We start from the raw sequence: 25,165 nt of genomic DNA, 5'->3' as shown, positions 1-25,165 counted from the left end.
CGACATGTCCATTTCGACATGACCTGATAGACATGTCCACGCTCCGCCCCGCGCCCGCCGCGGGCGCCGCCGGTCCGGGCTCGCCGCGGTCCTGGCGCGCTCACGCCCGGTTGGGCTACCCTGGCGCCCCCGTGGCTCACCCGTCGCGCCGCGCCCCGCTGTTCGCCGTGGTCGCGTTCGCCCTCGCGGCCGCGATCGCCTCGATCGCGGCCCGGGCGGTCCAGCACCGCGAGCGCGCGCGCAGCCACGACGAGCTGGTGCGCCGCACCCCGGCGATCGGGCGCGCCGGCTACGTCGGCTCGGCCGCGTGCGCGCCGTGCCACCCGGCGGCCCACGCCACCTGGGCGGCCACCTACCACCGGACCATGACGCAGCGCGCCGGGCCGGACAGCGTGCTGGCGCCGTTCGACGGCCGCACCCTGAGCGGCCCCGGCGGCCCGCACCGCCCGCTGCGCCGCGGCGACGAGTTCTGGGCCGAGCTGCCCGACCCCGAGGACAAGCTCGCGCGCGCGGCGGCCGGCTTGCCCATCGAACATGTCTCGGCGGTCATGCGCAGAGTCGTCATGACCACCGGCGCCCACCACATGCAGGTCTACTGGGTCGAGAGCCCGCGCGACCGCCGGCTGCACGCCTTCCCCTCGGCGTGGCTGACCGACGAGCAGGCGTGGGTCCCGGTCGAGAGCACGCTGCTGCGGCCGCCGCAGGGCGACGTCGTCTACACCTGGAACCGCGCCTGCGTGCCGTGCCACGCGGTCGCCGGCCAGCCGCGCATCGACGGGGCCGGCGTCGACACCCGCGTCGCCGAGCTGGGGATCGCCTGCGAGTCGTGCCACGGCCCCGGCCGCGCCCACGTCGACGCCCGCCGCAGCCCGCTGGCCCGCTACGCCTCGCACCTGTCCCCCGGACCAGATCCATCGATCGTCCACCCGGCCCGCCTCGACCACCGCCGCAGCGCCGAGCTGTGCGGCCAGTGCCACGGCGTCGCCCGCTTCCCCGACGAGGACGCCTGGCTGGCCCGCGGCGACCCGTTCCGCCCCGGCGAGCCGCTCGCGCCGCACCGCCAGCTGGTCCGCCACCCCGTCCGCGAGGCCCAGCCGTGGCTCGACGCCGTCCTCGACGAGGACCCGGAGTACCTCGCCGGTCGCATGTGGTCCGACGGCCACGTGCGCGTGACCGGGCGCGAGTACACCGCGCTGCTCGAGACCCCCTGCTTCCAGCGCGGCGAGCTGTCGTGCCTGTCGTGCCACCAGCTCCACGGCGCCGACCCCGACGACCAGCTGAGCGCCGCCGCGGGCGGCGACGGAGCCTGCGCTTCGTGCCATGTCCTTGCGGACATCCCGGCACACACCCGCCACCCGGCCGGCAGCGTGTCGTGCTACGACTGTCACATGCCGCGGACCAGCTACGGCCTGCTCAAGGCGATCCGCAGCCACGTGATCGACAGCCCCGACCTCGCCACCACCCTGGCCACCGGCCGCCCCGACGCCTGCAGCCTGTGCCACGTCGATCGCCCGCTGGCGTGGACCGCCGGCCACCTGCGGGCCTGGTACGGCCAGCCCGAGCCCGAGCTCGACGCCGACCAGCGGACCGTCTCGGCGGCTGTCCTTTGGGCCATCTCGGGCGACGCCGGCCAGCGCGCGCTGGCAGCCGACGCGCTCGGCCGCGGCGGCGACGCGGGGCCCGACTGGCGCGCGCCGATCCTCGCTCACCTGCTCGCCGACCCCTACGACGCGGTGCGCCAGATCGCCGCTCGCGGGCTGCGCGGGCTGCCGGCGGCCGCGGGCGTCGCCGTCGATCCGCTCGCGCCGGCCGCGGTCCGCGACGCGACCGCGGCCGCGATCCTGACCCACTGGCGCGCCGGTCCCCGCCCCGCAGCCGACCCCGCGCGTCTCGTCGACGGCGCCCGCGACCACGACATCGCCGCGCTGCGGGCCCTCGCCGACCGCCGCGACGACCGGCCGATCGACCTGAAGGAGTAGCCGATGCCCACGACGCGCGAGCGGACCCCCGAGGACTACGCCGCCAGGCACCTGCGCCGCGGCTGGCTGTGCCTGCTGGTGTTCCTCGCCGCCGGCCTCGCGCTCGAGTCGCTGCACGGCCTCAAGGTCGGCGCCTACCTCGACCTCGACCAGGCGGTGCGAAGGCACATGTGGACGCTCGCCCACGCCCACGGCGCGCTGCTCGGCCTGGTCCATCTCGGGCTGGCGGCGACGGCCCGCGCCCACCCGTCCCTCACGACATGTTCTCATGGACATGTCGCATCGAACAGCCTCGACCTCGCCAGCCTGCTGCTCCCGCTCGGCTTCTTCCTCGGCGGCCTGTGGCACTACGCCGGCGACCCCGGCCTCGGCGTGCTGCTGGTCCCGGTCGGCGGGGCGCTGCTGGTGGTCGCCGCCCTGCAGGTGCTGCTGGGCCTGCGCGCCGCGCCGCCGTGATCGTGCTATCTTGTCGACATGGCGACCGCTCGCAAGCTCGCGACCTACGACGACCTGCTCGCCTACCCCTCCGAGGTGAAGACGGAGATCTTCGACGGCGAGATCCACACCCAGCCGAGCCCCCTCCCCGGCCACGGCCGAGCCCAACTCGCCCTCGGCCGTTTCGTCGGCGGCCCCTTCGACGGGGACACGGAAGGGCCCGACGGCTGGTGGATCTTGCAGGAGATCGACGTCCGCTTCGAAGCCCACGACGTGGTCCGGCCCGACGTCGTCGGCTGGCGGCGCGCCCGCCTGCCCGATCCGTGGGATAAACGACCGATCGACGTCGTCCCCGACTGGATCTGCGAGGTCCTCTCGCCATCGACCGAGAAGGTCGACCGCGTGCGCAAGCTGCACCTCTACGCCCGCCACGGCGTCCCCTACTATTGGCTTGTCGACCCGGCCGCGCGCGTCCTCGAGGCGTTCGTCCTCGACGGCACACAGTGGCGAGTCGCCGGCAGCTACGACGACACCGCGCTGGCCCGCATCCCGCCGTTCGAGGCGATCGAGCTGCCCGTCGGGCGCCTGTTCCCGCCCCTGCCGCCTCCTGCCCCTTGAGACATATTGAATAGCGCATGTCTTTTCAGACAAGTCACTCGAGAGCGGTGTGCTGATCGGTGAGGTCGGCATTGCCCTCGATCACCCGGCTCGCGCCCGCTGTTGACCGAGGACGCCGAACCCGAGCGGTGGCTCATGGCCCGGCCCCAGCGGCCCGAGATCTCGGCGACGTCCGACGCCGGTCCTGGAGGCGAACCGCGTCGCCGCACGCGCCGCGGGTGGTCGCCGGCACGCGGGCGATCCGTCACTGCCCGCGCACGGGTTTCGCTCCGCGACGCTCTCTTGGCGCTGCGGCGCGGTCGGCCTAAGCTAGCCCGGCAGTGACTGCCCCGTCCGGAACCGCGCCCGCGCCCGCGCCCGAACAACCCGGCCCCGACGAGGCCGACCGGGCGATGGAGCAGCTCATGCGCTTCCTTGCGATCTTGCGCCGGCGCTGGCTCGTGGTCGCGGTCATGACGGTGGTCGCGCTGGCCGGGGCCGCGATCGCGATCACCGCCCTGCAGCCGCGCTGGCGGGCCAGCGCCACCGTCGTGCTCCACCTCGGCGGCCCGCAGGTGCTCGACAAGGTCAAGAACGTCACCGAGGACAGCGAGTCGCGCCTGCTGGCCTACAAGGAGTACTACCAGACCCAGCGCGAGATCATCGGCAGCCGCACCGTCGCCGAGCGGGCGCTCGCCGCCCTCGGCCTCGCGCAGGACCCGGTGTTCCTCGGCATCGCCGACATCACCTCCGAGGCCGAGCGGGTGGCCCAGGCCGCGGAGGTCGACCCGATCGAGCGGCTGCGCGGGATGGTGTTCGTCGAGGAGGTCCGCGGCTCGCGGGTGCTCAAGATCTCCGCCGACTACCCCGACCCGCAGATCGCCGCCGACATCGCCAACGCGCTCGCCGAGGCCTATCTCGCCCACGTCGACGCCTCGCGCGCGCGCACCGGCGACGCCGCCAAGGCCAACGTCGAGACCGAGCGGGCCAAGGCCCTCGCCGCCCTCCAGCTGGCCGAGCGCGCCCTGTCCGACTTCAAGCAGGAGCACGGCATCAGCTCGATCTCCCTCGCCGACCGCCAGAACGTCATCACCGAGGCGATCATCAAGACCACCGCCAACCTCAAGGACGCCGAGGCCGAGGCGTTCGCCGCCAGCGCCGTCCACGAGGAGGCCGAGCGGCTGCACAAGCAGGGCAGCATCGCCGGCGCCGGCCTGCTGCCGCCGCTCGAGCGACGTGTCTTCGAGGACATGCGCGCCGAGGAGCTCGAGGCCGAACGCGAGGTCGAGCAGCTCGCCATCAAGTACGGCGACAAGATGCCCGAGCTGCAGCAGGCCAAGAAGCGCCTGCGCGTGATCCAGGGCCGGATCGCCCGCGAGGAGAAGGAGCTGCTCGAGTCGCTCAAGGCCCGCGCCAACGCGGCCCGCAAGACCGAGAGCCGCCTGCGCGGCTCCCTCGACGGCGAGAAGGAGAAGGCGCTCGGCCTCACCCTGCTCGAGCGGCAGTACCGCGAGCTCGAGCGCGAGGCCAAGAGCGCCGCCGAGTCCTATGATTTGGTGTCGCGCCGCGACACCGAGATCGAGATGCTCGGCCGCGTGCAGTCGGAGGACATCGAGATCCTCGACCGCGCGACCCGGGGCCGCAAGCCGGTGTTCCCGCCCAAGGCCCTGCTGGTCGCCGTGGCCCTGGTCAGCGGCCTCACGCTCGGCGCGCTGCTGGCCCTCGGCGTCGACGTGCGCGACAACCGGATCCGCGGCCTCCTCGACCTCGAGCGCGCGCTCGCCGGCCTCGGCCTGCCCGTGCTCGGCCAGCTGCCGCTCCTGCCCGCCGACGCGCGGATCGGCGTCAGCAACCTCCGCGCCCAGCGACGCCAGCGCGACCTCCACACCCTGCTGTTCCCCCAGTCGCTGATGGCCGAGCGCGTCCGCGGCGTGCGGACCTCGCTCGGCTTCGCCGCCGGCAAGGACGGCCTGCGCACCCTCGTCGTCACCTCGCCCAACTCGTCGGAGGGCAAGAGCTCGACGGCCGTCAACCTGGCGATGAGCTTCGTCCAGGCCAAGAAGCGCGTCGTCCTCATCGACGCCGACATGCGCCGCCCGCGGCTCCACCAGGTGTTCGAGCCGCCGATCGGCCGCGAGGCCGACGGCCTCGCGCGCGTGCTGGCCGGCAAGTGCACGCTCGACGAGGCGATCATCACCGGCGGAGATGTCCCCGAGGGCATGTCCCTCCTGCTGTGCGGGGAGATCCCGCAAAACCCGTCCGAGCTGCTCGAGAGCCCGCAGACGCGCAAGCTGCTGGCCGAGCTCGGCGAGCGCTTCGACCTCGTCGTGCTCGACACGCCCCCGGTCCTGCCGGTCACCGACCCGCTGATCCTCGCCCGCCTGGCCGACGGCGTCGTCGTCGTCGCCCGCTGCCAGGCGACCACTCGCGCCGGCCTCCAGCGCGCCCTCGCCACCCTCCGCCGCAGCGAGGCCAACCTGCTCGGCGTGGTCCTCAACGAGGTCGACGCCCGCCGCGAGGAGGCCGGCTACGGCGCCGGTTATTATTCGTACCACGCCGATCCCGCGCGAGCCGCCGAGCGCGGCCCGGCCTGAGCGATCGCTACCGCGCGACATGCCCCCAAGGACATGTCCGCCTGGACATAACCGATCGAGCGAGGCCCGCGGGCCGCGGCGGGTCGAGGGGCCCCGCCCGCGACCCGCGCGTCACGTGCTCCGCTCGCCGCGCGTTTTCGTCGGCGCCCGCGTGGTACCGTCGCGCCATGACGAGACGTTCGCAGGTCTGGTCGTTGTCGGCGCTGCTCCTCGGAGCGTGCGGCGGCGGCGGCTCCGACGACACCTCCGGGTCGACCGCGTCGGCGACCGACACCGCCGATTCGACCGGCAGCGCGACCGACGATTCGACCGGCGCACCGACCGGCACCACCCCATCAGGCTCCACCGCCGATCCCACCGCAGAGCCCGACCCAACCGCCGAGCCCGACCCGACTGCCCCGACCACGAGCACCACCACCGGCGAAACCACGGGCCAAACCACGACTGCCACGAGCGAGACCACCGGGGACCCGGGCGTCGAGTTGCCGCCGCCCGACGGAGGCTTCGACTACCAGCTCGGCGGCGCCTACGACCCGCCCGAGGGCGTGCAGATCGTCTCGCGCGACCGCAACGATCCGCCCGCCGCGGGCCTTTACAGCATCTGCTACGTCAACGGGTTCCAGGCCCAGCCCGACGAGGAGAGCTTCTGGCTCGACGACCACCCCGACCTGGTGCTGCGCGACGGCATGGGCGACCCGGTGATCGACGAGGACTGGGACGAGATGCTGCTCGACACCAGCACGCCGGACAAGCGGGCCGCTTTGGCCGAGATCGTCGGCGGATGGATCTCCGGCTGCAAGGCCGATGGCTACCAGGCGATCGAGATCGACAACCTCGACTCCTACTCGCGCTCGCAGGATCTGCTCACGCAGGACGACAACGTCGCCTACATGGCCCTGCTGTCGGCCGCGGCCCACGCCGAGGGCCTGGCGATCGCGCAGAAGAACTCGACGGAGCTCCTCGATCGCGCGGACGAGATGGGCACCGACTTCGCGGTGGCCGAGGAGTGCAGCACCTATGACGAGTGCGGCGACTACATCGGCACCTACGGCGACGCGGTCCTGATGATCGAGTATGTCGCCGAGGACTTTGCGGCCGGGTGCGCCGCCTACCCGGGGATGTCGATCGTCCTCCGCGACCTCGACCTCACCACCCCCGGCGAGCCCGAGTACGTGCGCGACGCCTGCTGAGCGCCGCGTCCGACATGTCCTTCGAGACATGTCATGATTCAGCGGCCGCACAGCCGCTCGGCCAGCTGACGCTCGTACAGCGACTCGGGGACGAGGCCCGGCTGCCCGGTGCCCTCGATGTAGCCCTCGGGCTGGTCGAACGGCGCCGGCGGCTTTTTGCCCGAGAACGTGCCGGCCCCGCCGATCGCGTAGTTCTGGGCCGTGGGCGGGCGCTGGATGACCCCGACGCCCTGTTCGCCGGTGTCGTAGTTCCAGGCCACCGAGTGCACCGACGACCAGCCGTGGCTGGTGCCGTAGTCGCCGCGGTTGTACAGGCCGAGCACGACGAGCCCGGCCTTGGCCGGCTCGGACTCGACGATGTTGTCGTAGAGCAGCCCCATGCTCCAGCGCCGGTGGCCCTCGCTCGACGCGTTCGGGCCGGTGGACGTCGAGCGGTGGAACACCACGCCCGAGGTGTAGCTCGTGCCGTTCGAGACGAAGTGGTGGCGCCCGCCGGTCGCGTGACAGTGGGTGAAGAGGATCTGCTGGGCGTTGCTGACGTCGAAGTTGTACATGCGCTCGCCCGTGATCTGCGCCACCGGGTCGAGCGCCCGCGCATCGGCCACGGTGATCTGCGTGCCGGTCTGGATCGTCACCGCGGCGTAGCCGAAGTGCAGGGCGGTGAAGCGGCGCACCCACGCGTCCTCGAGCCCGCGCATGGCGATCGCCGACCAGGCGTGATCCTCGTCGTCGCCGCCGAGCGTCTCGATGTCGATGCGCAGGTCCTCGACGCCGACCTCGGTGACGAGCCCCTCGCGGTCGGCCTTGTAGACGTACGACTGCGACAGCGCGCGGTCGAGGTGGTTGAACACCGGCGCGTCGATCGTCAGCGTCGCGCCGTCGAGGCCCAGGACCTGGCGCTTGAACACCAGCGGCAGGGTGTTGCCGGCCCACGGCGCGTCCATCCCCGGCCCGCCGTGGTCGACCGCCGCCAGCCACGCGTCGGTGCACGGGTGCACGATCACCACGTGGTCGCCGACCGCGTAGAGCGACGGGTCGGCGACGTCGAAGCTGCGCGCGCCGACCGGCACCAGCTCGCTGACGATGTCGCTGCGCGTGTTCGGCAGCTCGGGCTGCCACTTGTGATTGTCGCCGCTGCCGACGACGATGACCACGCGCTGGTGCGGCTCGTCGCCGACGGCGCGGAGGATCGTGCTGCTGGCCGGATCGTCGCCGTCACCTGCGCCGCGCAGCACCACGCCGCTGTGGCGCAGGAGCACGGTGCCGTGGATCGGGTACTCGCCCGGCGCGAGCAGGACCGCCCCGCGCAGGCCGTCGACCCCGAGCGGCATGGCGCCGAGCTCGTCGATCGCCTGCTGGATCTGCGCCGTGTTGTCGCCGTCGACCGGACCGATCCCCAGGGCCATCGGCACGTCGGGGATCGCAGCCTCGCCGCGGTGGTAGCCGGCGTAGCTGAAGTCGGCGATCCGGTTGCCCTGATCGTCGGCGACGTAGGTCAGCGCGTCGCCCTCGACCGGCACGATCTGCGACGTCCAGCTCCCCGGCGGCTGCTCGAGCGGTGGCGGGCACTGGGCTGCGCCGGTCGTGTCGTCGCCGGTGCTGCTGGCCTCGCCGAGGTCCGGCACGAGCGTGGTGGCGCCCGGGCCGGTCGTGCCGACCCCCTCGGTCGTGCCGGCGCCCGTCGTCGGCTCGGTCGGCGTCGCGCCCGTGGTCGTCGTCGTCGCCTCGCCGGTGCTCGCGCCCTCGCTGCCGCTGCTGGTGGTCGTCGCGTCGCCGCCCGCGGGACAGGCCGCGAGCGCGCCCGACACGGCCATGCATCCCAGGCGAACGAGGCTCTCGCGCAATGTCATGCGGGAGGAGTATCAGCCGCATGGGGAGGCGACAAGCCGCGGGCGCCTGGGGGCACACCACCACGTCCGCACCTGCGGCTCACTCCTCGCAATATGTCCGAAAAAACATGTAAATCTCTCACGTCCGCGCGCATCGAACCGATCGCCATATCTCTTCTGACATGTTTTTTAAAACATTTTCCATCGGACATGTCCTTTAAGCCATCCAAACATCCGCCCTGGCGACCGCGCCTCGGCGGCGGCTGCGGAGTCGACGAGGTTCGAGACCGCTCGTGGCGTTGGCTCCGGGTGGCGCCGCCGCCCGGGCCGATGTCGAGCGGGCGGGCTTTTCGCGGGGGAAATGCGGCCGGGGACCACGGAGTAGATCTCCGGTCGGGCGCGGCCACGGAGGTGGGGGCAGGCCGCTCGCTCGCCCCCGGGAGCAGGCCCGAGGCAGCCCGACAGGCCAGGTCGAGCTCGGGCTAGTATCCTTGTCCGGTGCGTCAGGCCCCGCCGAACCGATCTGACGCGCGTTCTTGCCACTGACCTTGTCGCCCGATCCCCCCGTTCGCGGCTCCTCGTCGATGTCTCCTCCCAAGATCCCGTCCGTGGTGGTTCGCGGCCTCGAGCCCGAGGCCGCGGTCAGCTCGATCGCGCGCGACCGGCCGTCCCAGCCGCCGTGGTCGCGGATCTCGCTCGGGCTGGCGATCGCCGGGCCGGCGCTGTGGCTGGGTGGGGTGCCGTCGATCGTGGTGCCGCTGTTCTGCGCGATGGTCCTCGCGCTGTGGGTGCGGCTGTGTACGCGCAGCGAGAGCCCGCTGCGCGTGCCGTCGGGCGCGTACATCGGCCTGTTCGCGGCCGGCCTGACGCTGCTGCAGTGGATGCCGCTGCCGCTGTTCCTGCGCGAGCTGATGGCGCCCGGGCTGACCGCGCACGTGGCCGCGGCGCTGGCCGGCAGCGGGGCGACGCCGTGGCCGGGCCTCTCACCTGTCCCCGGGGACAGCGCCCTCGAGGCCGCGCGGCTGCTCGCCTTGACCGCGCTGTTCGTCGCCGCCGCGCAGATGTCGTGGCGGATCAGCGCCGGGATGGTCGCGCTGGCCGGCTCGCTGGTGGCGCTGATCGGGCTCACGCAGGCCGCGTTCGGCGTCGAGGCGATCTACGGCCTCTACCAGCCGCTGCAGGTCGACCCGACGGTCACGCCCGCGTTGCTGACGACCTTCGTCAACGCCAACCATCAGGCCGGCCTGTTCTTGCTCGGGGTCTTCAGCGCCGGCGCGCTGGCGGTGCACATGCGGATGCAGGGCCGTACGGCCACCGACCCGGGGCTGGTCGGGCGGCTGCGCGAGCGCCGGCTGGCCGCCCTGGCGGCGCTGGCGATCCAGGGCGCGGCGCTGCTGCTGTCGCTGTCGCGCGCGGCGATCGTCGCGCTGGCGGTGGTCGCCCCGGTGGCGCTGATGTTCGCCTGGCGCAAGGGACCTGCCCCTTCGAGCAGGTCGAGCCGCGACCCGCAGGACCGGCTGTGGCTGCAGCGCGGCGCGCTGGCGGTCGGGCTCGGGATGTTGGCGCTGGTGGTCGCGCGCCAGGGCGCGTGGGCCGAGCTGGCGACGCTGTGGCACGTCGACGAGGCCGAGACCAAGTTCCGGATCGCCTCCGACGCGGTGGCGCTGATCGACCTGTCGCCCGCGCTCGGCGTCGGCCGCGGCGCCTTCCTCGACCTGTTCCCGGCCGTCGACTCGCGCCCGCTCGGCGTCGTCCACACCCACCTCGAGTCGGCCCCCGCGGCGATGCTGGTCGAGTGGGGCCCGCTCGGCGGCGGTCTTATCGCGCTCGGCCTGCTGTGGTGGTGGATCGCCGCCATGTACACCACCGGCAGCGGCCGGCAGGTCAACGCCCGCCGCGTCGCGCTGTGCGGCCCGCTGGCCCTGGCGATCCACAACCTCGCCGACTTCAACCTCGAGTTCCTCGGCGTCGCCGCCCCGCTGTGCGCCCTGGCCGGCTCGCTGTCGGAGCGCCGCGGCTTCGTGCGCGCGCCGGCCCGCGCCGCCCTGCTGGTCGGCGGCCTCGTGCTCGCCGTGGCCGGGTCGCTGGCGCTGTGGGCCCAGCCCTACACCTGGCAGAACCGGTCCGCCGGCGACGAGGCGATCGTCTCCGGGGACATGTCCCCGGAGGCAGCTCAGCGCATGCGCCCGCTCGACGCGTCGCTGCACATCCTGCTGGCCCAGCGCGCGCTCGAGATCGAGGACTGGGCCCAGGCGCGGGCGCGGGCGACGGTGGCGAGCGAGCTGCAGCCGGCCAACTCCGACGCGTGGCTGCGGCGGGCCCACGCGGCGCGCGAGCTCGGCGACGCGGCCGAGTCGGCGAGCGCGCTGGCGCGGACGCTGGCGACGATGCGGCACCCGCCCGACCTCGACCTCACGCGCTACCTGCTGGTCCGCTACCCCAACGCCGAGGAGCTGGCGCCGCTGATGCCGAAGGAGCTGGCGCCGTGGGCGGTGGTGATGGAGTCGCTGATCGCCGAGGCCCCGGCCTACGCGGCGATCCTCGCGGCCGCGCGCAGCCAGGTCGACGGCCGCGAGCCGCCGGTGCTGCACATGCAGGTCCGCCTGGCCCTCGCGCTCGACAACCCGTCGCTCGCGCTGCACTACGCCCGCCTGCTGCGCATGCTGGCGCCGCACGAGGTGCACAGCCACCTGCTGCTGGCGCGCGCGCTGGAGAGCCAGCGGATCCCGCGGGAGCGCGAGCTGCAGCGCGACCTCGAGGAGGCGCTGTCGCAGGGCCTCGTCACCGACCCGGCCCAGGTCGCCCTGATCGAGGAGACCCTGCTCGGCTCGTTCCTCCGCGACGGCCAGCCCGACGCCCTCGCCCGCGCCCGCGAGCTGCTGCCCCGCCTGCTCGCCCGCCCCGGCGACCGCGCCGCGCTGCAGCGCCGCCACGCGCTCGAGCGGGCGCTCGCCAAGACTGGCCGCTAGGACAGGTGATCACAAAGGCGCCGCCGACGGCGCCATGTGGACTCGCAGCAGCTTGTCACGTGCGGGCTCGAGAATGCGCCGACCCTCGTGCCAGCTGTCCCGGCGGACAGGTCATGTGCCTGCCCGAGAAAGCGCCGAGGGCGGCGCGATTGCTCGCACCGCCCTCGACTCGCGGACCGTCGCCGCGCGGGCCTCAGCCCTTCTTGTTGCCGGCGTACTTCTTGATGAGTTCGTCCTGGACCTGGCGGGGGACCGCCTCGTAGCGCTCGAACTCCATCGTGTACTCGGCCTTGCCCTGCGACATGCTGCGGAGCTCGGTGGAGTAGCCGAACATCGTCGCCAGCGGGACGTGGGCCTCGATGACGCTGATGCCCATGCTCGACTCCGAGTTGATGATGTTGCCGCGGCGACGGACGAGGCCGCCCTGGATGCCGCCCTGGAACTCCTCGGGAGTCTCGACGGCGACCTTCATGATCGGCTCGAGCACCTGCGGAGAGGCCTTGGGCATGGTCTCCTTGAAGGCCGCGCGGGCGGCGATCTGGAACGCCATGTCGCTCGAGTCGACCGCGTGGGCGGCACCGTCGTTGACCTCCATCTCGACGCCGACGACGGGGAAGCCGATGAGCACGCCGCGGTCGAGCGACTGGCGGAAGCCGTTGTCGCACGACGGGATGTACTCGCGCGGGATCTTGCCGCCGACGACGTTGTCGACGAAGCGGTAGGTCTTGTCGGGCGCGTCCTCGGGCAGCGGGCGCATCACCCCGCCGATCTTCGCGTACTGACCGGAGCCGCCGGTCTGCTTCTTGTGGATGTACACGAACGGGACCTCCTGCGTGATGGTCTCGCGGTACGCCACCTGCGGCTCGCCGACGGTGGTCTCGACCTGGTACTCGCGCTTCATGCGCTCGATGTAGATGTCGAGGTGCAGCTCGCCCATGCCCTGGATGATGGTCTCGCCCGACTCCTCGTCGCGGTGGACGCGGAAGGTCGGGTCCTCCTTCGAGAAGCGGTTGAGCGCCTTCGAGAAGTTGGCCAGCATCTCCTTCTTCTGCGGGGTGACGGCGTAGCTGATGACCGGCGCCGGCACGAACATCGAGCGCATCGAGTAGATGACGTCGGACCCGGTGAAGGTGTCGCCCGACGCGCAGTCGATGCCGAAGAACGCCGCGATGTGACCCGCGCCGACCTCCTCGATGTCGACCATCTCGTCGGCGTGCATGCGCACGAGGCGACCGACCTTGTTCTTCTTGCCCGTGCGGGTGTTGAAGATCGTGTCGCCCTTCTTGACGTGACCCTGGTAGATGCGGATGTAGGTCAGCTGGCCGTACTTGCCCTCTTCGAGCTTGAACGCGAGGGCGCACAGCGGCGCGGCCTCTTCGCTCTTGAGCTGGACCTCGGTCTCCTTGCCGTCGCCGGCGATCTGGTAGGCGACGTTCTTCACCTCGAAGGGCGCCGGCAGGTACTTGACCACGCCGTCGAGCAGGTGCTGCACGCCCTTGTTCTTGTAGGCCGAGCCGCAGAACACCGCGGTGAAGTTGAGCGACAGGGTCGCCTTGCGCAGCACCGGCACGATCTCCTCGGCGGTGACGTTGGCGCCCTCGCCCTCGAGGAAGCGCTCCATGATGCCGTCGTCGAAGTCGCCCAGCGCCTCGACCAGCTTGAGGCGGTACTCCTCGACCGCCTCCTTGAGGTGCTCGGGGCACGCCTCGCGGCGGATGTGCTCGCCGTTGTCGCCGTCGAAGTACAGCGCCTCACGGGTGAGCAGGTCGACGACGCCCTCGAACTGGTCCTCGGCGCCGATCGGGTAGGTGACGAGGTGGGCGTTGTGACGCAGCTTCTCGCGCAGCTGGCGGGTGACCTTGAACGGGTCGGCGCCCGAGCGGTCCATCTTGTTGATGAACGCCAGCCGGGGCACGTTGTAGCGCTTCATCTGGCGGTCGACCGTGATCGACTGCGACTGCACGCCGGCGACCGAGCACAGCACGAGGATCGCGCCGTCGAGCACGCTGAGGGCGCGCTCGACCTCGATCGTGAAGTCGACGTGTCCGGGGGTGTCGATCAGGTTGAGGAAGTGGTCCTTCCACTCGAGGAAGGTGGCAGCCGACTGGATCGTGATGCCCTTCTCGCGCTCGAGGTCCATCGAGTCCATCGTCGCGCCGACGCCTGACTTGCCCTTGACCTCCTCGATCTTGTGGATCTTCCCCGAATAGAACAGGATGCGCTCCGAGAGCGTCGTCTTGCCGGAGTCGATGTGCGCGGAGATCCCGATGTTTCGGACCTTTGCGAGTTCCATGGTAGTGCTCTGCTGACCTTGCCGATGACGTGTGCAGGAGTCGGGGGTCCGGGCGTTCCCGGCAAAAGGGCGCGAACAAGTCCGCCGCCTGGCCCTCCGAGCCTGTTGTGCTGCTCAACCCCGCGGCCCCGCGCCTGGATGGCCCGCGGCCGAGAGGTTGAAGTTTTGCCCTGAAGCTCGAAAGGCAACCCCTTGGGATTGCTTTTGAGCGGGCGGAGCATGCCACAAGGTGCCTCGCTTGGCCGCTTGAGGCCGCCCGCCGGGGCGTGATCGTCCGCACCCCTCAGGCGCGCCGCAGGCGCCTAGGGGAGCGAGAGCCAGTGCTTCACCAGCGCCGCCGGCGTGAAGCCGAACCGCTCGGCGAGCAGCTTCCCGGGGGCGCTGGCCCCGTAGTGGTCGAGGCCGTGCTGGTGGGCGGCGAACCGGTCCCAGCCGAACGTGGTGCCCGCCTCGACCGACAGGCGGCGCGAGATCCCCGGCGGCAGGACACTGTCCTGGTAGGCCTTCGGTTGCGCGAGGAAGGCCTCCCAGCACGGCATCGAGACCACCCGCACGCGCTGGCCGTGGTCGGCCTGGAGCGTCTTGGCCGCGGCCAGCGCAGTCGCGACCTCGGAGCCGGTCGCGATCATGATCCCGTCGAGCTCGCCCTCCGGTTGCCACAGCACGTAGGCGCCTTCGTCGATCGCCTCGCGCGTCTCGGCCATGATCGGCAGGTCCTGGCGGGTCAGCAGGATCGCCGTGGCGCCGTCGCCGTGCCCGCGCTGGAGCGCCAGGCGCCACGCCGCCGCCGTCTCGCGCGCGTCCGCCGGCCGCACCACGTACAGGTCGGGGATCAGCCGCAGGCTCATGAGCTGTTCGATGGGCTGGTGGGTCGGTCCGTCCTCGCCGACCCAGAAGCTGTCGTGGCTGAAGATGTAGACCACCGGCGCCTTCATCAGCGACGACAGCCGCAGCGCCCCGCGCAGGAAGTCCGAGAACACCAGGAAGGTCGCGCCGTAGGCCCGCACGCCGCCGTGCAGCGCCAGGCCGTTGCAGATGCCGGCCATGCCGTGCTCGCGCACGCCGAAGTGCATCACGCGGCCGTCGGGGCGGGTCCGGCTCTGGGCCGGCAGCTTGAGCTCGACGCCGTTGGAGCCGGCGAGGTCGGCCGAGCCGCCGATCAGGGTCGGGTGGGCCTTCACCAGCGCCTCGAGGATCTTCTGCCCGGCCTTGCGGGTGGCCACGGCGGTGCCGGGCTCGAAGCTCGGGATCGCCCGCAGGACCTCGGCGGGGACCGCGTCGCTCTGCAGCGCCTCGAACTGGGCTGCCAGCTCGGGGTGGGCCTTGCGGTAGGCGTCGAGGCGGGCCTCCCAGGCCTTGCGCTGCTCGCCGAGCCCGCGCCGCTGCTCGGCGAGGGCGGCGCGGACCTCGTCGGGCACGCGGAACGTCTGGTCTTCGGGCCAGCCCATCGCCTTCTTGGTCGCCGCGACCTCGGCGTCGCCGAGCGGCGCGCCGTGGGCCCCGTGGGTGCCGGCCTTGTTGGGGCTGCCGGCGGCGATGACGGTGCGGCAGGCGATCAGGCTCGGCCGCCGGGTCTCGCCGCGGGCCAGCGTCAGCGCCGCCGCGACCTGCTCGGGGTCGCTGCCGTCGACGTGCTGCACGTGCCAGCCGTAGGCGGCGAAGCGGGCCGTGACGTCCTCGGTGAACGCGAGGTCGGTCGAGCCGTCGATCGAGATCTTGTTATCGTCATACAGGAAGACGAGCTTGCCGAGTCCGAGGTGTCCGGCCAGGCTCGCGGCCTCCGAGGCGATCCCCTCCATCAAGTCGCCGTCGCTGCAGATGCCGTAGGTGAAGTGATCGACGATGTCGTGACCCGGCCGGTTGTAGGTCGCGGCCAGGAAACGCTCTGCCAGCGCCATGCCGACGGCAGCCGCGAATCCCGTACCGAGCGGACCGGTGGTCACCTCGACCCCGATGGTATGTCCGTACTCGGGGTGGCCCGGGGTCTTGCTGCCCCACTGACGAAACTGCTTGAGCTCGTCGAGCGGCAGGTCATATCCCGTGAGGTGCAGCAACGCGTAGAGCAGCATCGACCCGTGGCCGGCGCTCAGCACGAAACGATCGCGGTCGGGCCAACGCGGATGCTCGGGGTCGTGGACGAGGAATTGCGTCCATAGCACCGACGCCATCACCGCCGCGCCCATCGGCATCCCCGGATGACCGGAGTTGGCCTTCTGCACGGCGTCGATGGCGAGGGTCTTGATCGTGTCGACGAGGAGCCCCGAAATTCGGGGATCGGGGCTCGAGGTCGCGGGGAACTCGCGGGGCGGCACGGCGGGCATGGCGGGTGCCTATCACGATTGCGCCGGCGCAGGCCGGCCCGGCCCCGGGACCTCGACGTGACCGAACGCCGGACTCTTTCGGCCGACGCCGACGAATCCACCGCACGGCCCGCGAATTCGCCTCACACGGGACCAGGCAGGAGATCGGACAGCCGACCCCCGAACAGCAGAACAGCAATGGCGGACCCGGCGCCCGGGAGGCGCCGGTGGCCACCGGCGAGCGACGCCGGTGATTGGCTCAGACGGCGGTGTACCGAGTGCCGCGCGCCTGGCCGGTCCACGTCACGGCCCCGCGCTCGATGAGGCGAGCCAGGGCGGTGCGGACCTGCAGCGGGGTGCCACCGACCACGGCCGAGAGGTCCGGCGCGGCCTGCGGCCCGGAGGCGTCCTTCAGGGCGTTCAGCATGGCCTGGTCGTAGGCGTCGCGGCCCGCGGGCGTGCGGGTGTCGACGACCGCCTTCGAGCCGCCGCGCTTCGCGGCCGGCGCGGGCGCCTCCTTGGCGGGCGCCGCGGCGCCGCGGCCCTTGCGGCCGGTGGGGGCCTTGGCGAGCGCCTGCGGGACCTTGACGGGCTTCGCGCCGCCACGGCCGCGCGGGGCCGCCGGGGGCGCTGCGCCGCCCTGGCCCAGCAGCTCGCCGATCGTGATCCCCTTCAGGAGCGAGCCGAGCTCGCCGGTCGCGAGCTTGCCGAGCTCAGCGAGGCTCATCTGGGGATTTGAACGGATCTGTTCGATCATCACGTCGCGCTCGGCATTCGCGACGGCATTGCGGAAGGTCGTCTCGAACCTAGACATCGTCTTAGCTTTTTGCATGACCCGAGATCCCAGGTCAATCCATATTCGTCAGTTCCGGGCAAAAATCTTCGTTCGCTCAGTCCCACCACTTGGCGGCTGCTACCACTCCGGCCAGTCGACCCGTTCGACGCGGTACTGCTGCGCCAGTCCCCGCCCACTTCGATTTCCCCCCGCGGCCCGGGTCCCCAGAACGGGCATCCCCCAACCGATCGGCCCATGCGGAACGATTGGATGTCCCGCGTTTACACGCCCGTTTCGTTTGCCCGCCCGCTTCGTCGGACCCGCGTCTTTGCGCCCCCGACCGTCGACCGAGCGCTTTGCGGCCTGCGCGGGCGCTTTGGGGCGCTCGCCCGGTTCGCGCGGGACCCCGGATTCGGCGACGGCCGTCCGGCGACACTGTTCATACCGGCGGCGACGCCGGCCCGACTCGTCGGCATCGGGCGGCTACCTGCGCGAACGCTCGCGCGCCCCCTCTACTGTATGCCGCGAAACGGGCGTCGGTCCGATATTAGCTGCGCCCGTACTTCGTTTTCAGCGGACGCTCGTCCGCCGGCGCAGCGTATGCGCGGGCGCGCGCAGACATTCTCTTGAGGTGACTCGCTACGTGACCACCTTAAGTAAGGAGGCCAAAACGAAGAGGGGGACGGTCGCAGCCGCCCCCCTCACAGTCGGGACATCGCCGCACCAGACGACCGGTGCGGCGGTCCGGGTCAGTAGCGGTAGTGCTCGGGCTTGAACGGGCCCTCTTGCGAGACCCCGAGGTATTCGGACTGCTTCTCGGTGAGCTTGGTGAGCTTGGCGCCGAGCTTTCCGAGGTGGAGGCGGGCGACCTCTTCATCGAGGCGCTTCGGCAGCACGTACACCTTGCCGCGGGCATAGCGGCTCTGCTCGGTGTAGAGCGACAGCTGGGCGAGGACCTGATTCGTGAAGCTATTGCTCATCACGAAGCTGGGGTGCCCGGTGGCGCAGCCGAGGTTCACCAGGCGGCCGCGGGCCAGCAGGATGATCGCGTGACCGTCGGAGAACACGAAGCGGTCGACCTGCGGCTTGATGTTGATCTCGCGGACCGACTTGTCGGAGGTGAGCCCGGCCACGTCGATCTCGCTGTCGAAGTGGCCGATGTTGCAGACGATCGCCTCGTCCTTCATCCGCCGCATGTGCTCGAGCGTGATGACATCGCAGCAACCGGTGGCAGTGACGAAGATGTCGGCGACGCCGGCCGCCTCGTCCATCGTCGTCACCTGGAAGCCCTCCATCGCCGCCTGCAGGGCGCAGATCGGGTCGACCTCGGTGACCAGCACGCGGGCCCCGAACCCGCGCATCGACTGGGCGCAGCCCTTGCCCACGTCGCCGTAGCCGGCCACGACCACGACCTTGCCGGCGACCATGATGTCGGTCGCGCGCTTGATGCCGTCGGCCAGGCTCTCGCGGCAGCCGTAGAGGTTGTCGAACTTGCTCTTGGTCACCGAGTCATTGACGTTGATCGCCGCGATCTTCAGCTCGCCGCGCTCCGCCATCTGATACAGGCGGTGGACCCCGGTGGTGGTCTCCTCGCTGACGCCGAGGCAGTGCTCGAGCGAGCCGATGTGCTCCGGCCGGTGCAGCACCAGCGTCAGGTCGCCGCCGTCGTCGAGCAGCAGGTTGGGCGGGCTGCCGTCGGGCCAGCGGATGGTCTGCTCGACGCACCACCAGTACTCCTCCTCGGTCTCGCCCTTCCACGCGAACACCGGCACGCCGGTGGCCGCGATCGCCGCGGCCGCGTGGTCCTGCGTCGAGAAGATATTGCACGACGACCACCGCACCTCGGCGCCGAGGTGCGTCAGCGTCTCGATCAGCACGGCTGTCTGAATCGTCATGTGGAGGCAGCCGGCGATCTTGGCCCCCTTGAGCGGCTTCTCCGCCCCGTACTTGGCGCGCAGCGCCATCAGCCCCGGCATCTCCTTCTCGGCCAGCGCGATCTCCTTGCGCCCCCAATCGGCCAGGCCCATGTCGGCGACCTTGTAGTCGGGCGTGGTGGGCGGTTGAACCTTCACAGTGCTTGCAGTCATCGTCTACCTTGATCCTCTCGCGAACAATGCGAATCCAGTCTCGTCAAGCGCGGTACTCCGGCACCCAGCCGGCGGCGTCCTTGAACAGACGCACGCAGCGGATCTGCCGCCGCTCGGTCAAAAAGAAGCGGTGGTAGAGCATGGCCGGGACCACGATCAGGTCGCCGCGCTCGACCTGGACCCGGATCCACCGCTCGTCGGCGCCGCGGATGTCGAAGATCCCCTCGCCCTCGAGCACGAAGCGGACCTCGTCGTCGCGGTGCAGGTGCTCGTCCTTGAACTTCGCCAGCAGCCCGTCGAGGTTCGGCGTGTCCGGCCGCAGCTCGATCACGTCCTGCGTGACGTAGCCGCGGGCCTCCCGCAGCCGGTCGAGCGCACCCTGGAAATCGTCGTCCGGCAGGCGCTCGTAGAGCACCCCGACCGCCGCGAGGTCGGCCAGCGTCGGCCCCTCGCGCCGCGCGTCCGAGCCCGCAGGGCCGTGAAGCGAGTCCTCGAGCCAACCGAGCTGCATGGTCCCCTCCTCCGCGTCACTTGGCGCCGAGCGGCAGGCCGAGCCGATGCGACTCGACCACCGCGCGGAACAAATAGTCGTAGCTCTCCGCCTGCGTCTTCGCCTGCACCCAGTCGCGGCCCCACACGTACACCCCGTGCCCGGCCACCAGCACCGCGTCGACGTCGGGGTACGCCAGCATCGCCTCGGCCATGCTCGCCGTCAGCTGCGACTCGCGCGGCGTGTTGGCGATGATCGGCACCCGCAGCGTGTCGAAGCAGCCGAACCCGCGCAGGCCCTTCTGCATCTCCAGGCCCTGGCACACGAATTCGCCCGGCCCGCCCTGGGGCGCGAACAGCCGCGCCGCCAGCACCGCCCACACCGAGTGCGAGTGCATCACCGCGCCGGCGCCGCGCAGGCGGTAGGCGTTGAAGAACAGCGGCCGACACTCGCTGACCTTGAGGCCATGTTGCGGCCCGCGCACCACCTCGCAGTCGTGCTCGCCGGTGGCCTCCGCGCTCAGCAGAAAGATGTCCTCCGGGCGCAGCCGCTCCTTCTGCACCCCCGACGGCGCCATATAAATGCCGTCGGCGCCGCGGATCGAGATGCCGCCGCCGGTGCCGCTGACCCACCCGAGCTGATAAAACAGCCGACAGAGCTCGCAGATGAGCTCGGGAATCGACTGGTTCGACGCGTCTTCGCGGGGCGCTGCGGACATCGAGGCGGCGGGAGTCTACCCCCTGCCCCCAGGCCCGTCACACCGCGCCGAGTGTGGATCCTCGCTTCCCGCGCCGGCCCCAGCGACGTTCCACATCGTTCGCGCCGCCCGCCGCGCGGCCCCGCGGCCCCGGCGAAACCTTACGTACGCCGCGCCGCCGACGTGATTCATCGCCGTGGTCGGCCGCTCCCGATTGTCAGCCCCGGCGGACGTTCGACCGGGCGCCGGCTCCGGCGTATTCGTAGCTGTCTCTCGGGACATCTGTTGCCGCGACGAAATCCTCGCAGCGCGCCCGGCCGTCGGCGTCACACCAGGGCCCGAGCGAGGCCGCTCGCGGGCGCCGCGCAGCTGCAACCTCCGCCTCGTCCCCCGCGGGGGAACCGTCGCATGCAGCCGTCGTCGTCGCCGAATCGTCGGGGTCCGTCGGACCCTCACTGTCCGCATCGCCGGCCCCGCCGCCGCAGTCGACGAAGTTGTGGTCGCACGACCCGACGGTGCCCAGCATCGTCAATCCCTGCCCCGGATCGGCGCGCAATGTGCGTTGCTGCCGATCGGTGACATCGACCCGCGAAAGCACCTCTCGCGGCGGGCGGCGGCGCGAGCGGCAGCGCGGACGCCTCGCCCGCGAGCGGCGCGCCGGTGACGAACGCCACCCATTCGAAGCTCCGGCGCGCGCAGCCGGTCACCATCAGCGTCTCGCCGACGAACATGTACTCCTCACGGTTCGTCACCGCGGCTGCCGGCGGCGCCGTCGCCGGATCGGGGCCGTGCACCACCCCGGGCGGCGGGCCCAGGTGGCGAACGGCGGTGCCAGGTGTGGCCGAGGACGCCGTAGGGGCCCGCAGGCGACCCCCTGGTGTCCCACGCGACCCCCGACGGCGCCCCCGCGAAGGCGATCGACCGACGCGCGTCATCGGGGATCCGACGGAAGCAATCGCCGTACTCGCTGCTGGTCTCGAGGACATCTTCGAGGCCGGTCTCCGTCGGCAGATTGCCGAGAGACGACTGACACCCGTTCCAGTCGGTGACGTCGCGCTGCGAGATCCACCGAGCAACCACTTCTGGGAGCTGCGCGGCGGACCGCGACGATTGCGGACGTTGCGAGATCTCGCGAGGGAATTGCAGCACCGTCATGCACCGCGTGTCGCTCGCCCAGCCGACCGGCGTGCGCGCCGGCGCGGCCGCGATCGGCGACACTGTCGCAATCGCGCCACTGCCCGACGATATGCCGGGACTTCACGGGTATCCCGGCCGGCGCCGGCCCGGGACCGCCAGACCGACCAGCGCGAACAGCCCGAGCGCCGCCGGCGCCGGGGCGCCCTCGACCCCGCACGCGCATCCACGCCCGCCGAGTCCTGAATCCTCCATCGGCGGCCCGGACGACGACTCCGAGGAGTCCGGCGAGCCGCCGGGCATCGGGCCCTCGGAGCTCGTCGGTGGCGCTTCGGAGCCGCCGGGGTCCGCGTCCGGGCCGGTCGCCGGATCTGCCGTCGTGGTGCCGTCATCGCAGCCGAGGAGCGACCCGCACTCGCCCGGGTCGTCGTCCTGGGCCGGCAATACGACCACCAGTTGCAGCGGGTGGGCCGCGAACGTGCGCTGTGCCGGATCGGTGACATCGACGCGCAGCGCCACATTCTCCCCGACGGCCTCCGGCGGGGCGCGAAACGGCAGCGCGAACGTCTCGCCCACCAGCGGCGCGCCGCTCGACGCCAGCTGCCAGTCGAGCTCGCCGCCGTCGGCGATCGACCACCACAAGCTCAGCGTCGAGCCCGGCAGCGCCCGCGCGCAGCCTTCCAGCTGCAGCGACGCGTCGGCGAACATGAAGTCGTCGCGGGTCGTCACCGCGGCCGCGGGGGTCACGTCGAGACCTGGCCCATCGACCACGTGGACCACGCCCGGACGCACCTGCCACACATTGATCGCCGGCTCCCAGGTGTAGCCTTCGACCACGTAGGGCCCCGCCGGCAGCGACGCGGTGTCCCAATCGACGCCCTTCGCCGCCTGCGCGAACGAGATCGGCCGGCGATCGTCGTCGGCGGTGATCCGATGAAAGCACGGCGCCCATTCGCTGGTCTCGAGCACGTCGGCGTCGCCGAGCTCGTCCGGGACGAGCCCGAGCTCGCCGGCCGCCGCCACGTCCGTCCACGACAGCCAGGTCGGCAGCGGCGTCTGTCGGCTGTGGCCGCGGCAGAACGCGACGAACTGGTGCCGCCGACTGTCGGCCACCTCCATCGGCGGCGGCGGGACCATCGTATCCTCGTGGGGGATCTCGTAGTCGAGGTGCAGCAGCGTGCTCTGGCTGCGATCGACCACCGTCATGCACGGCGTGTCCTGCGGCCACACCACCGGCGTGCGCGGGTGGTGGACGGGCGTCTGCGGCAGCAACAGCACCGCGACCGCCGCGATCGCCGCGCCCGGCATCACCGCACGGCCCGTCGTCGGCGCGGCCGCAGCAGCAGTCCCAGCGCGGCCCACCCCGCGCCGCCGCTGCTGCGACAGCCACAACCGGTCGAACCCGGCTCCGTCTCGGGCGTGGTCGTCGCCGCGTCGCCGGTGCTCGTCGCCTCGGTGCTCGTCGCCTCGGTGTCCGTCCCGGTCGTCGGGCTGTCCCCCGTGGACCCCCTGCTGCCCCCGCTGTCCCCGCAGGTCCCCGAATCACCGCCCATGAGGAATGACCCGCCGTCGCTGCAGCTGCCGCCCGTGTCGGTGTCGTTCTTCTCGAGCACCACGAGCAGCGAGACCGGGTAGGCCGAATAGGTCCGCTGCATCGGGTCGGTGACGTCGACCCGCAGCGCCACGCTCTGCGCGACCGCGTCGAGCGCCGGCGTGAAGGCCAGCGCGATCGTCTCGCCCTCGAGCGGCTGGCTGGCGAACTCCTGCCACTCGAGCGTGTCGACCGGGGCCCAGTAGCCGGTCAGCGTCGAGCCGGGCATCGCCCGCGCGCAGCCCTCGAGCACGTACGATTCGCCGGGGAACACGAACGCGCCGTCGTCATTGGTCAGCGCCGCCGCCGGCGGGGCGGTGGCCGGGTCCGGGCCGTCGACCACGTGCACGACCCCCGGCCGGCGCGACCAGCGGTTGAGCTCGGGCTCCCAGGTGTAGCCGTCGATCCGCCAGGCGCCGGCGGCCAGCCCCGCGGTGTCCCACACGACCGGCAGCATCGCCTCGGCGAAGGTGATCGGCCGGCGCTCGTCGTCGGGGGTGATCCGCACGAAGCAGTCCTTGTAGACGCTGCTCGTCTCGAGGACATCCTCGTCGTCGATGGGCGCCGGCTCGATCATCGTCTGCGCCGCCCAATCGAGCCACACCTCGGCGTCGGCCCAGGACAGCCACACCGGCGGCGGCGTCTGCGGGCTGTCGTCGCGGCAGAAGGCGACGAATTGGTGGCGCCGACTGCTCGGCAATTCGTCGGGCGTCAGCTCGATGTCTTCGTAGGGGATCGTGTACTCGAATTGCAGGGTGCTCGCCTGACTGCGATCGACCACCGTCATGCAGGCGATGCCCTCGGGCCAGACCACCGGTGTGCGGGGATGGCCCCCGTTGCCGGCCCAGGCGGCCCCGGGCGCGGTCAGACCGGCGATCACGAGCGCGACGCGAACACGACCTCGCACGGCTCCACTATACCGCGAGGTCGACGCCGGCGCCGCGCGCGGCCGGGCCCGCTCATCCGCGCGGGGGTGCGAAAGCCCGCGTCCGCCGCCGACGCAGCCCCAGCAGCACCAGCCCCGTCCATGCCCACGAGCCCGCGAGCCCGCCGCTGTGACAGCCGCACGCGCCCGGCGACGTGCCGTCGATCGGCGTCGTCGTCGCGGCGTCGCCGGTCTCGCCGGTGGTCGAGCCGGTGGACGAGCCGGCCGCTCCGGTCGAGCCGGTCGGCTCCGGACCGTCGCTGCTGTCGGGCCCGCTGCTGTCGCCCGCGCTGCTGTCGTCGCCGCAGCTCATCATGCCGATGAAGTTATTGGTGTCGCTGCAATCCTCGCCGGTGGTCGTCTCGCCGTTGCCGGGCAGGATGACGACCAGCGCCCGCGGAAACGCCGAGAACGACCGCTGCATCGGATCGACGACGTCGACCCGCAGCGCCACCGTCTGCCCCACGGCCTCGAACGGCGGCTTGAACGGCAGCGCGATCGTCTCGCCCTCGAGCGGCACGCCCTCGGCGAACACGTGCCATTCGAGCCCCGACTGGCCGGTCAGCGACCAGTAGCCGGTCATCGTCGAGCCCGGCAGCGCCCGCGCGCAGCCCTGCAGCATCAGCGTGTCCTCGCCGAACAGCAGGTCCTCGGTGTTCGTCAGCGCCGCCGCCGGCGGCACCGCGGCCAGGTCGGGCCCGTCGACGACGTGCACCACCCCGGGGCGCTTGCTCCAAATGTTGAACGCCGGCTCCCACGTGTAGCCCTGCAGGATGTAGGGCCCGGGCGCGAGCGCGGTGGTGTCCCAGTCGAAGCCCTTGGCCGCCTCGGCGAAGGTGATCGGGCGCCGCGCCTCGTCGGCGGTGACGCGGACGAAGCAATCCTTGTAGATCGCGTTGGTCTCGAGGACCTCCTCGTCCGTGTAGTCGGTCTTGTCGGCGATCCCCGCCGCCTCCGCGAGCTCGACGTCCTTCCACGCCAGCCACACCGGCAGCGGCTCCTGCGGCGTGTGATTGCGGCAGAACGCGACGAATTGGTGGCGCCGGCTGTCGGCCACCTCGTCGGCGGTGACCATCGTGTCCTCGAACGGGATCTCGTAGTCGAAGTGCACGATCGGCGACACGCTGCGGTCGATCACCGTCATGCACGCGGTGGCCCCGGGCCACTGCACCGGCGTCCGCTCGTGGATCCCGTTGCCGGCCCGCGCGGTCGCCGGCGAGAGCAGCGCCGCCGCGACCAGCGGCAGCCCGAGAGTGCACAGTCGGACGGGGCGCATCACC

17 protein-coding genes are annotated in these 25,165 nt (G+C 71.8%); 6 read left to right on the top strand and 11 right to left on the bottom strand.

From position 1 onward, the window contains the following. The first annotated feature begins 131 nt into the window (after positions 1-131). The 5 genes from K7C98_RS44610 to K7C98_RS04780 all read left to right on the top strand — a co-directional run bounded on the left by K7C98_RS44610 (position 132) and on the right by K7C98_RS04780 (position 6,795). Positions 132-1,979 carry a HEAT repeat domain-containing protein gene (locus K7C98_RS44610; RefSeq protein ID WP_224190315.1) on the top strand — a complete coding sequence of 616 codons (1,848 nt, stop codon included), beginning with the start codon at positions 132-134 and terminating at the stop codon, positions 1,977-1,979. A 3-nt stretch (positions 1,980-1,982) separates the two neighbouring features. Continuing rightward, positions 1,983-2,435 (top strand): hypothetical protein, encoded by a 453-nt coding sequence (locus tag K7C98_RS04795; protein WP_224190314.1) that lies wholly within the window; start codon positions 1,983-1,985, stop codon positions 2,433-2,435. An 18-nt stretch (positions 2,436-2,453) separates the two neighbouring features. Next, on the top strand, positions 2,454-3,032 hold the full coding sequence (locus K7C98_RS04790; protein ID WP_224190313.1) for a Uma2 family endonuclease: 579 nt from the start codon (positions 2,454-2,456) through the stop codon (positions 3,030-3,032). A gap of 320 nt (positions 3,033-3,352) precedes the next feature. Further along, positions 3,353-5,605: a GumC family protein gene (locus K7C98_RS04785; RefSeq protein WP_224190312.1), complete on the top strand. Its 2,253-nt coding sequence runs from the start codon at positions 3,353-3,355 to the stop codon at positions 5,603-5,605. Between the two features lie 167 nt (positions 5,606-5,772). Continuing rightward, positions 5,773-6,795 carry an endo alpha-1,4 polygalactosaminidase gene (locus K7C98_RS04780; protein WP_224190311.1) on the top strand — a complete coding sequence of 341 codons (1,023 nt, stop codon included), beginning with the start codon at positions 5,773-5,775 and terminating at the stop codon, positions 6,793-6,795. 38 nt (positions 6,796-6,833) lie between these two features. Here the strand turns inward: K7C98_RS04780 and K7C98_RS04775 are convergent, their stop codons facing one another. After that, positions 6,834-8,645 carry a hypothetical protein gene (locus K7C98_RS04775; RefSeq protein WP_224190310.1) on the bottom strand — a complete coding sequence of 604 codons (1,812 nt, stop codon included), beginning with the start codon at positions 8,643-8,645 and terminating at the stop codon, positions 6,834-6,836. A 563-nt stretch (positions 8,646-9,208) separates the two neighbouring features. Here K7C98_RS04775 and K7C98_RS04770 point away from each other — a divergent pair. Beyond that, positions 9,209-11,593: a hypothetical protein gene (locus K7C98_RS04770; RefSeq protein ID WP_224190309.1), complete on the top strand. Its 2,385-nt coding sequence runs from the start codon at positions 9,209-9,211 to the stop codon at positions 11,591-11,593. A gap of 193 nt (positions 11,594-11,786) precedes the next feature. Here K7C98_RS04770 and fusA read toward each other — a convergent pair whose 3' ends face one another. The 10 genes from fusA to K7C98_RS04720 all read right to left on the bottom strand — a co-directional run bounded on the left by fusA (position 11,787) and on the right by K7C98_RS04720 (position 25,161). Beyond that, the gene (gene fusA, locus K7C98_RS04765; protein WP_224190308.1) at positions 11,787-13,886 is read right to left on the bottom strand and encodes an elongation factor G; all 2,100 of its coding nucleotides are present in this window, start codon (positions 13,884-13,886) and stop codon (positions 11,787-11,789) included. Positions 13,887-14,188: 302 nt separating this feature from the next. Continuing rightward, positions 14,189-16,207, bottom strand: coding sequence for a transketolase (gene tkt, locus K7C98_RS04760; protein WP_224190307.1), 2,019 nt, complete (start codon positions 16,205-16,207; stop codon positions 14,189-14,191). A 238-nt stretch (positions 16,208-16,445) separates the two neighbouring features. Beyond that, positions 16,446-17,018 (bottom strand): hypothetical protein, encoded by a 573-nt coding sequence (locus K7C98_RS04755; protein WP_224190306.1) that lies wholly within the window; start codon positions 17,016-17,018, stop codon positions 16,446-16,448. A gap of 692 nt (positions 17,019-17,710) precedes the next feature. Then, positions 17,711-19,048, bottom strand: coding sequence for an adenosylhomocysteinase (ahcY, locus tag K7C98_RS04750; RefSeq protein ID WP_224190305.1), 1,338 nt, complete (start codon positions 19,046-19,048; stop codon positions 17,711-17,713). 43 nt (positions 19,049-19,091) lie between these two features. Then, positions 19,092-19,559: a 1,2-dihydroxy-3-keto-5-methylthiopentene dioxygenase gene (locus K7C98_RS04745; protein ID WP_224190304.1), complete on the bottom strand. Its 468-nt coding sequence runs from the start codon at positions 19,557-19,559 to the stop codon at positions 19,092-19,094. Positions 19,560-19,575: 16 nt separating this feature from the next. Then, entirely contained in the window at positions 19,576-20,256 is a 681-nt protein-coding gene (mtnB, locus tag K7C98_RS04740) for a methylthioribulose 1-phosphate dehydratase (RefSeq protein WP_224190303.1), read from the bottom strand. A gap of 717 nt (positions 20,257-20,973) precedes the next feature. Then, on the bottom strand, positions 20,974-21,315 hold the full coding sequence (locus tag K7C98_RS04735) for a hypothetical protein (protein ID WP_224190302.1): 342 nt from the start codon (positions 21,313-21,315) through the stop codon (positions 20,974-20,976). Positions 21,316-21,492: 177 nt separating this feature from the next. Then, a complete protein-coding gene (locus tag K7C98_RS04730) occupies positions 21,493-22,677 on the bottom strand; it encodes an MYXO-CTERM sorting domain-containing protein (RefSeq protein WP_224190301.1) in 1,185 nt (394 codons plus the stop codon). Then, positions 22,677-23,867, bottom strand: a complete 1,191-nt coding sequence (locus tag K7C98_RS04725; RefSeq protein ID WP_224190300.1) for a hypothetical protein — start codon at positions 23,865-23,867, stop codon at positions 22,677-22,679. The genes K7C98_RS04730 and K7C98_RS04725 overlap by 1 nt, the downstream gene beginning before the upstream one ends. A 52-nt stretch (positions 23,868-23,919) precedes the next feature. After that, complete coding sequence (locus K7C98_RS04720) at positions 23,920-25,161, bottom strand: hypothetical protein (protein WP_224190299.1); 1,242 nt, start codon at positions 25,159-25,161, stop codon at positions 23,920-23,922. Positions 25,162-25,165 lie beyond the last annotated feature (4 nt).

This window comes from Nannocystis pusilla (assembly GCF_020073745.1).
GTDB classification, from domain to species: Bacteria; Myxococcota_A; Polyangia; order Nannocystales; family Nannocystaceae; genus Nannocystis; species Nannocystis radixulma.
This window is presented reverse-complemented; position numbering and strand designations above follow the sequence as displayed.